7 protein-coding genes and 2 pseudogenes are annotated in these 9066 nt (G+C 54.9%); 7 read left to right on the top strand and 2 right to left on the bottom strand.

Going from position 1 to position 9066, the window contains the following annotated elements:
* A pseudogene (locus G9Q73_RS19690) lies at positions 1-127 on the bottom strand (ribonuclease T); the annotation flags it as partial.
* Between the two features lie 122 nt (positions 128-249).
* On the opposite strand from G9Q73_RS19690, the gene G9Q73_RS12710 reads away from it, so the two are divergent.
* The gene (locus G9Q73_RS12710) at positions 250-975 is read left to right on the top strand and encodes an MlaA family lipoprotein (RefSeq protein WP_177420114.1); all 726 of its coding nucleotides are present in this window, start codon (positions 250-252) and stop codon (positions 973-975) included.
* 14 nt (positions 976-989) lie between these two features.
* Here G9Q73_RS12710 and pyrC read toward each other — a convergent pair whose 3' ends face one another.
* The gene (gene pyrC / locus G9Q73_RS12705; RefSeq protein WP_177420113.1) at positions 990-2021 is read right to left on the bottom strand and encodes a dihydroorotase; all 1032 of its coding nucleotides are present in this window, start codon (positions 2019-2021) and stop codon (positions 990-992) included.
* Positions 2022-2228: 207 nt separating this feature from the next.
* Here pyrC and G9Q73_RS12700 point away from each other — a divergent pair, with 207 nt between their 5' ends.
* From G9Q73_RS12700 to aceF, 6 genes and pseudogenes are all read left to right on the top strand, one after another.
* Positions 2229-2522, top strand: a complete 294-nt coding sequence (locus G9Q73_RS12700; protein ID WP_439654713.1) for a sulfur globule family protein — start codon at positions 2229-2231, stop codon at positions 2520-2522.
* Positions 2523-2626: 104 nt separating this feature from the next.
* On the top strand, positions 2627-3379 hold the full coding sequence (locus G9Q73_RS20530; protein ID WP_177420112.1) for a sulfur globule family protein: 753 nt from the start codon (positions 2627-2629) through the stop codon (positions 3377-3379).
* Positions 3380-3671: 292 nt separating this feature from the next.
* Positions 3672-4013, top strand: a pseudogene (locus G9Q73_RS12690) (pyruvate dehydrogenase E1 component-related protein); the annotation flags it as partial.
* 90 nt (positions 4014-4103) lie between these two features.
* A complete protein-coding gene (locus G9Q73_RS12685; RefSeq protein WP_177420111.1) occupies positions 4104-4370 on the top strand; it encodes a hypothetical protein in 267 nt (88 codons plus the stop codon).
* Positions 4371-5003: 633 nt separating this feature from the next.
* A complete protein-coding gene (gene aceE / locus G9Q73_RS12675; protein WP_177420110.1) occupies positions 5004-7658 on the top strand; it encodes a pyruvate dehydrogenase (acetyl-transferring), homodimeric type in 2655 nt (884 codons plus the stop codon).
* 68 nt (positions 7659-7726) lie between these two features.
* Complete coding sequence (gene aceF, locus G9Q73_RS12670; RefSeq protein WP_177420109.1) at positions 7727-9058, top strand: dihydrolipoyllysine-residue acetyltransferase; 1332 nt, start codon at positions 7727-7729, stop codon at positions 9056-9058.
* Positions 9059-9066: the final 8 nt, after the last annotated feature.

Genomic DNA, 9066 nt, shown 5'->3' with positions numbered 1-9066 from the left:
TAGTGGCGGCAATCTCCAGTAATGCGTCGCGTTTAGCGTCGAAGCCACCGGTTTCCACGTCCACCACCACTGGCAGATAGCCGCGAAAACGATGGGCGATGAGTGGATTGTAGCTTGTCTCGTTCATGCGCAAAGGATAAAGAAAAGCGGCAGGGTTTACGAATCTGAATGTTGGGTTTTGTCGTATTCCAGATCATTGGTATGTTATTGTTTCGGGATCAGGGATCCCAAGGCTTAATGGCTGTGCAAATGATAAACAGGGTTGTGATCGGGTTTCTGCTCCCGCTTATTTTGTTGGGACTGTCGGCATGCGCCAGCGTGCCGGAGGGGACGGAGTATGCCGTTGATCCGCTGGAAGGGATGAACCGTTCCATCAATCGATTCAACACAGACTTCGATAACACCATTGCAAAACCGGTGGCCAAAGGATATCAGGCGATCACACCCGACCCGCTGGATCGGGGTTTTACTAACTTTTTTCATAATCTTGCGGATATCAATTCCGCCGCCAACAATCTGTTTCAACTCAAGCCCGGGCGGGCGATTACCGATGTAGGGCGGCTCTGCGTCAACACTACAATCGGTCTGCTGGGTTTTATCGATGTGGCCTCTGATATCGGTATTCCCGAATACAAAGAGGATATGGGGCAGACATTGGGATACTGGGGTTATGAGGAGAGTACCTACATCATGCTGCCGATGCTTGGCCCCAGCACGGTGAGAGATTTTATCGGTAAGACCGGGGACGTTTTCATGAACCCGATCTACTACACTTCCGAGGGCGTCTACTGGACGCTGCTTGCCTTCAGATACGTTGATCTGCGGGCGGATCTATTGCGTGCGAGCAAGGTGGTGGAGGAGGCTGCAATCGATCCCTACGCCTTCATGCGCGAGTCCTATCTGCAGAAGCGTCGTTTCGACATCTATGATGGTGACCCACCGCTGGAAGACGATCTGTTTTTTGATGATATCTGAGGCTGCCTGTCAATCTATCTCACTATCTGCCAGTCAATCTGCTCCCCGGCGCATAAGGGGATCAGCGTGTCGTTACCGAAATTGTAACAATTTGGCACCTCCCAGGGCCGCTTCTCCAGAGTGATCTGTTTCCGGTTCCTGGGCAGTCGGTAAAAGTCCGGGCCGAAAAAGCTCGCGAATCCCTCCAGCTTGTTCAGAGCGCCAGCCTGTTCGAAGACTTGTGTATAGAGTTCAATGGCGGCATGGGCGGTGTAACATCCTGCGCAGCCGCAAGCAGACTCCTTGGCCCCAAGTGAGTGAGGGGCGCTGTCGGTGCCGAGGAAAAATCGTGGATTGCCACTGGTTGCAGCGCTGATCAACGCTGTCTGATGGGATTCCCGCTTGAGTATCGGCAGACAGTAGAAATGGGGGCGAATGCCGCCAGCCAGCATGGCATTGCGATTGAAGAGCAGGTGGTGCGCGGTGATGGTGGCTGCCACATTGTCCGCTGCAGCAGAGACGAAATCCGCGGCTTCTTTGGTAGTGATGTGTTCAAAGACCAGGCGAAGTTCCGGAAATTCCCTGACCAGCGGCTCCAGATGCCGGCCGATGAAAGTTTTCTCCCGATCGAAGATGTCGACATGGCTGTCGGTGACCTCTGCATGCACCAGCAGGGGCAAGCCGTGTTTCTGCATTGCCTCCAGCACCGGGTACATCTTTTCGATATCTGTGACGCCGGAATCGGAATTAGTGGTGGCGCCAGCCGGATAGAGTTTTATCGCATGCACGAAACCGCTCTCTTTCGCGCGTCCGATTTCGGCGGGAGAGAGGTTATCCGTCATATAGAGTGTCATGAGCGGCTGGAAGCTGGTGTCGCTATCCAGTGCCAGCAGGATTCTATTTCGATAGGCCTCGGCCATCTCTGTGTCGGCAACCGGTGGCTTAAGGTTCGGCATAACAATGGCTCGGCCAAAACGCTCTGCGCTATGGGCGACGACTGAGGCCATCGCATCGTCGTCACGCAGGTGGAGGTGCCAGTCGTCAGGTTGAGTCAGTGTGATGTGCATGGCGAGACCGAATTCATGATAGATGAACGCTATAGAGCGTGGCAAATAATATACAAATTGTATTTGCTTAATTAAGAATTTACTAATATTATTTCTCTCGAAAGCTACGCAGTATCTGCTTTCCACTTGCTGCTAAATACATATTCTATCTAGGAGAGTACGCAATGAACAATATCATTAAAGCTACAGCCGCGACTGTTCTGATCGCTGCTTCTGCTTCTGCTTCCGCATGGGGGGGGTGGTCCTGGCTATGGCAACCGTGGTTGGGGTAACGACTGGCTGGGTGATGGCTGGGGCGACGGTAGCGGTAGCTTCAGCTTCGGCATGAGCGGTAGCGCTCGTGGTTCCGGTTATGGTTCTGGTCGTGGTTACAATAACTACTATAACCGTGGTTACGGCGGCTACGGCGCGCCTTACGGCTACGGCGCGCCTTACGGCTACGGCGGTTATCCTTACGCCGCTCCGGTTGCCCCGGCAGCTCCAGCTGCTCCAGCTAAGTAATTCGAGCTGACCGCAATAGGATTGAATGCACAGGGACGTGCGAGAACAAACAAACAAACAGACAAATTAACTAGCTTTCAATAACAAATTTTCGGGTGTGTGACATGAAAAAGGTTTCTATTATCGCTGCTGCCATCGTTCTGGCTGCAACTTCTGCTTCCGCCAGTGCCTGGTGGGGCAATAACTGGGGTGATGATTTCTTCGGCGACGGTTTTGGCGCCGGTGACTTCGATTTTAATTTCAACATGAGCGCTCGTGGTCGTGGCAATGGTAGTGGTTGGGGTCGTGGTTACGATCACTATGGTTATGGTCCTTACGGTTACGCACCTTACTACGGCGCTCCTGCCGCTGTTGCTGCCCCGACCGCAGAGCAGCAGAAAGCTTTTGCTGAACAGCAGCAGAAGGCATACGAACAGGCAGTTGCCGCACAGCGTCAGTACGCCGGGCAGTACAACAATGTTGATCCAATGGCTTCCATGGATGCACGTATGAAGTCCATGCAGGAGAGGATGGAAGCTGATCGCAAGATGATGGAAGAGCGGATGCAGAGCCGTATGCCTGCAATGCCAGCCATGCCTGAGTCCATTGCCAAGCGCGTTGAAGAGTCCAATGCTCGCCGTGACGCGATGGTCAAAGAGATGGAAGAGCGGATGCAGAGCCGCATGCCAGCAATGCCAGCCATGCCTGAGTCCATTGCCAAGCGTGTTGAAGAGTCCAATGCCCGCCGCGACGAGATGGTTAAAGAGATGGAAGCCCGCCGTGCAGAGATGCAGCAGCAGATGGAAGAGCGCCGCAAGGTTTCTATGGAACGTGTGCCCTTCGAGCGTCCTGCTTTCGCAACTCGCAAGGACATCTAAGCGTTACAGCGTTTAGTCTCTGAAAAAGGCGCGCCCAACTCTGTTGGGTGCGCCTTTTTTTATGTGTTTGGAGAGTCTGGTATGAAGCGGTGATTGTCATCCAATCACCTGAAAACAATAATAATTTCCGGGGATTATTTTAGTATTAAATCTGCAAAAACCCTTCCCTTGTTGTATATTGCACTTATTAATTCTAAGTATTTGTTTGTCCAATAATAGAACGGGAATGCTTCTGTTTGCCGATGCAAATGGTCGGCAGGGCATACGTTTTCTACAAAAATTGAGAAATTCGATGGCGACAAGACCCGATATCGACCCCCTGGAGACAGAAGAGTGGCTCGATGCCCTTGAGGCAGTGTTGGAAAATGAAGGGGTTGAGCGGGCCCACTTTTTGATAGAAAAGCTGGTGGATAAGGCTCGCCGTTCCGGTGCGCATCTTCCATTCAGCGCCAATACGGCCTATGTGAATACTATCCCGGTCAGCCAACAGCAAAGGTTTCCCGGTGATCGGGCCATGGAGCGCCGCATCCGTTCATTCATTCGCTGGAATGCCATGGCGATGGTGGTGCAGGCGAATCGGATCTCCACCGAGTTGGGCGGGCATCGTTCCGGCTGCAACTTCGCTTCCGCCAGCGCCTGGTGGGGCAACAACTGGGGTGATGATTTCTTCGGCGACGGTTTGGGGCGCCGGCGTGTGACTCGATTTACTGTACCATGAGCGCTCGTGGTCGTGGCAATGGTAGTGCTGGGGTCGGGTTACGATCACCATGGTTATGGTCCTTACGCGGTTACGCACCCACGCCATGGCGTTCCCGGCCGCTGTTGCTGCCCCGACCGCAGAGCAAAGAAAGCTTTTGCCGAACAGCAGAAGGCATACGAACAGGCAGTTGCCGCACAGCGTCAGTACACGCCGGGCAGTGCCAACAATGTTGATCCAATGGTTTCCATGGATGCACGTATGAAGTCCATGCAGGAGGAGGATGGAAGCTGACGTAAGATGATGGAAGAGCGGATGAGCCGTATGTTCGCAATGCCAGCCATGCCTGAGTCCATTGCCAAGCGCGTTGAAGAGTCCACCGTGCTCGCCGCGACGCGATGGTCAAAGATACGGAAGAGCGGATGCAGAGCCGCATGCCAGCAATGCCAGCCACGCCTGAGTCCATTTCGCTGCTGTACAGAAGAGTCCAATGCCCGCCGCGACGAGAGAGATGGTTAAAGAGATAAAGCCCGCCGTGCAGAGATGCAGCAGCAGATGGGAAGAGTGCCGCAAGGTTGCCATGGAACGTGTGCCCTTCGAGCGTCCTGCTTTCGCAACTCGCAAGGACATCTAAGCGTTACAGCGTTTAGTCTCTGAAAAAGGCGCGCCCAACTCTGTTGGGCGCGCCTTTTTTTATGTGTTTGGAGAGTCTGGTATGAAGCGGTGATTGTCATCCAATCACCTGAAAACAATAATAATTTCCGGGGATTGTTTTAGTATTAAATCTGCAAAAAACCTTCCCTTGTTGTATATTGCACGCATTAATTCTAAGTATTTGTTTGTTCAATAATAGGGCGGAAAAGTTTCTGTTTACCGGGTGCAGTCGGTCGGCAGGGCGCCCGCTCTCTACAAAAATTGAGAAATTCGATGGCGACAAGACCCGATATCGACTCCCTGGAGACTGAAGAGTGGCTCGATGCCCTTGAGGCAGTGTTGGAAAATGAAGGGGTTGAGCGGGCCCACTTTCTGATAGAAAAGCTGGTGGATAAGGCTCGCCGCTCCGGAGCTCATCTGCCATTCAGCGCCAATACGGCCTATGTGAATACTATCCCTGTCAGCCAACAGCAGCGTTTTCCCGGTGATCGGGCCATGGAGCGCCGCATCCGTTCATTCATTCGCTGGAATGCCATGGCGATGGTGGTGCAGGCGAATCGGATCTCCACCGAGTTGGGCGGGCATATCTCCAGTTTTGCCTCCGCTGCCACCCTGTTTGACGTGGGTTTCAACCACTTCTTCCGCGCAACGAACAAGACCAGTGAAGGTGACCTGATCTTTTTTCAGGGGCACTCCGCGCCGGGTATCTATGCGCGGGCCTATCTTGAAGGGCGCATCAGCGAGGATCAGCTCTACAGTTTCCGCCAGGAGGTCGATGGCCAAGGCCTCTCTTCCTATCCGCACCCTTGGCTGATGCCAGGTTTCTGGCAGTTCCCCACCGTCTCCATGGGACTCGGCCCACTGATGGCGATCTATCAGGCGCGTTTCATGCGTTATCTCCACGATCGGGGTATATCCAACACCGAGAACCGTAAGGTCTGGGCCTTCTGCGGTGATGGTGAGATGGACGAACCGGAGGCGCTGGGCGCCATCTCTCTCGCCGGACGCGAACGTCTCGATAACCTGGTCTTTGTGGTGAACTGCAATCTGCAACGGCTCGATGGGCCTGTACGGGGCAACGGCAAGATCATCCAGGAGCTGGAAGCGGTCTATCGTGGCGCCGGCTGGAACGTGATCAAGGTTGTGTGGGGAGGTTACTGGGATCCCCTGATCGCCAAAGACAAGAGTGGCCACCTGCTGAAACGCATGGAAGAGTGCGTGGATGGTGACTATCAAGCCTATAAGGCGAAAGGCGGTTCCTATACCCGTGAGCACTTCTTCGGCAAGTATCCGGAGTTGCAGGATATGGTCGCCAATATGACCGATGAAGATATCTGGCGCCTCAACCGTGGCGGTCACGATCCTCACAAGGTCTATGCCGCCTACGCGGAGGCGACTGCCCACAAGGGGCAGCCGACGGTAATCCTGGCCAAGACGGTGAAGGGTTACGGCATGGGTGTCGCCGGTGAAGGGCAGAACATCACCCACTCGCAGAAGAAGATGGGCGAGGCGGCGCTGAAAGCATTCCGTGACCGTTTCAACATCCCGATCTCCGACGATCAGATTGGCGCAGCACCATTCTACAAGCCGTCAGCAGATAGTCCTGAGATGCAGTATATGCATGAGCGCCGCCAGACGCTGGGCGGCTATCTGCCACAACGGCGAACTGAGGTCGCACCGGTGGAGGTGCCCGATCTTTCGCATTTCAAGGCGCTGCTGGAAGGGAGTGGAGAGCGTGAGCAGTCCACCACCATGGCTTTTGTGCGCCTGCTCAATATGCTGATTCGGGACAAGAAACTGGGCAAGCATGTGGTGCCGATCATCCCGGATGAAGCTCGTACCTTCGGCATGGAAGGCATGTTCCGCCAGCTGGGCATCTACTCCTCCGTGGGGCAGCTCTATGAACCGGTGGACGCGGACCAGGTGATGTACTATCGCGAGGACAAGAAGGGACAGATCCTGCAGGAAGGCATCAACGAGGCGGGCGCCATGTCCTCCTGGATCGCAGCCGCCACCGCCTATAGTAATCACGGGACCACTATGATCCCGTTCTACATCTACTACTCGATGTTTGGTTTTCAGCGTATCGGTGATCTGGCCTGGGCTGCCGGTGATATGCAGGCGAAGGGTTTCCTCATTGGTGGCACCGCCGGACGAACCACCCTGGCGGGAGAAGGGTTGCAGCACCAGGACGGCCACAGCCACCTGATGGCGGCAACTATCCCGAACTGTGTCGCCTATGATCCGGCATTTGCCTTCGAGATGACGGTGATCGTGCAGGATGGCATGCGGCGGATGTATCAGGAAAAGGAGAGTATTTTTTACTACATCACCGTGATGAACGAGAACTATCTGCAACCCGCCATGCCCGAGGGGGTGGAGAGCGGTATCGTGAACGGGATGTATCTCTTCCAGAAGGGCGGCAAGCGCAAAAAACGGGTCCAACTGCTGGGCAGTGGCGCGATCCTGCGAGAGGTAATCGCAGCGGCTGAACTGCTGGAAAAGGACTTCAGTATCTCTGCAGATGTCTGGAGTGTCACAAGTTTCAATGAGCTGCGTCGCGACGGTCTCGATGTCGAACGCTGGAACATGTTGCATCCGGAAGAAACGCCTCGCAGCAGCTATGTTGAGGGTCTTCTGGCGGAAACCAAGGGTCCGGTGGTTGCGGCCACTGACTATATGCGCAGCTATGCGGATCAGATCCGGCCCTTCGTGAAGGCGAGCTACAGCGTGTTGGGTACAGATGGTTTCGGTCGCAGTGATATGCGCAGCCAGCTGCGGAAGTTTTTCGAGGTGAATCGCTATTACATCGTAGTTGCAGCACTCAAGATATTGGCGGATGACGGGGAGATCGATCTCTCCAATGTCAGCAAGGCGATCAAAAAGTACAAGATCGATCCGGAAAAACCGAATCCAACGACGGTATAAAAATCGGACGCGGGATATCTCTCGATATCCCTGAAGAGAATTTTCCGCTATGCGGCAGAGGAAACAACGTGGGTAAAACGAGCGAAATATTGTTGCCCGATATTGGCGATTTCGATGAAGTCGAGGTAATCGAGCTACTGGTCTCCGTGGGGGACCGGGTGTCTATTGAGGATTCGCTGCTCACTTTGGAGAGTGACAAGGCCACCATGGAGATTCCCTCACCCCATGCCGGGGTGGTGCAGGCGCTCTTCATCAAGGTTGGGGATCGTATCGGCCAGGATCAAAAAATAGCGACTCTGGAACTTGATGATGGGGTTGCAGAGACGGTATCGGATCAGAGTGTCTCATCACCCGCGCCCGCAGCAGAAGAGATTGAAGCTGTGCAGGCACCTGCACCGGCCAATCAACGTGATGTCACCGGTGAGCGTATCCCCGGCGAGAAAGCCGCGAGTGCGCCGCCTGTGTCGAACAGTCCCGCCGTCAAAACTGCTCGCAAAGCACACGCCAGCCCGGCGGTGCGCAGATTTGCCCGTGAACTGGGTGTGGAGCTGCCATTGGTGCAGGGTAGCGGTCCCAAGGGCCGGGTGACCAAGGATGATGTGCAGGGCTTTGTTAAAAAATCCCTCAAGGGCGGCCAGCCGACACGTGTGACAGGTTCCCCGTTTGAGATGCCTGCGGGACCGGAGGTGGACTATGCCCGGTTTGGTGAAATCGATGCTCAGCCTTTGGGACGCATCAAGAAACTCAGCGGCGCTCATCTGCACCGCTGCTGGTTGACGGTACCCCATGTCACTCAGTTCGATGAGGCGGATATCACCGAGTTGGAGACCTTCCGCAAGGCGCAGAAGGATGTGGCCCTGAAACAGGATATCCGGCTTACCTTCATGCCGTTCCTGATGAAGGCAGTGGCGGCAGCACTGAAAGAGATGCCGACCCTGAATGCCGCGCTGTCAGCGGATGGTGAAAGCCTGATCTATCGGAACTATATCCACATCGGAGTGGCGGTGGACACTCCCAACGGCCTGGTGGTGCCGGTGATCCGGGATGTGGATAAAAAGGGTGTTTTTGAACTGGCGAAAGAGTTGATGGTGGTCAGTGGCCGGGCGCGTGACGGCAAGCTGCTGCCTGCCGACATGCAGGGGGGGTGTTTCTCCATCTCTAGTCTGGGCGGCATCGGCGGCACGGCTTTTACACCGATCGTCAATGCGCCGGAAGTGGCGATCCTGGGCGTCTCCCGCGCTTCCATGAAGCCGGTCTGGGATGGCAATGCGTTCCAGCCGTGCCTGATGCTGCCGCTTTCGCTTTCTTACGGCCATAGGGTGGTCGATGGTGCAGACGGTGTGCGTTTCACGACCCTGTTGGGTGGCCTGCTTTCCGAGATCCGGCGACTCTTGCTCTGATCGTTCGC

This window comes from endosymbiont of Lamellibrachia barhami, from assembly GCF_011947365.2.
Lineage (GTDB): Bacteria > Pseudomonadota > Gammaproteobacteria > Chromatiales > Chromatiaceae > QGON01.
The sequence above is the reverse complement of the archived record's forward strand: the minus strand, read 5'-3'. Positions and strand labels throughout refer to the sequence as shown.

Bases quoted from the DNA above. Each gene is read 5' to 3' on its own strand.
- G9Q73_RS12710 (WP_177420114.1), top strand. From the start codon at position 250: ATGATAAACAGGGTTGTGATCGGGTTTCTGCTCCCGCTTATTTTGTTG.
- G9Q73_RS20530 (WP_177420112.1), top strand. From the start codon at position 2,627: ATGAAAAAGGTTTCTATTATCGCTGCTGCCATCGTTCTGGCTGCAACT.
- pyrC (WP_177420113.1), bottom strand. From the start codon at position 2,021: ATGCACATCACACTGACTCAACCTGACGACTGGCACCTCCACCTGCGT.
- aceE (WP_177420110.1), top strand. From the start codon at position 5,004: ATGGCGACAAGACCCGATATCGACTCCCTGGAGACTGAAGAGTGGCTC.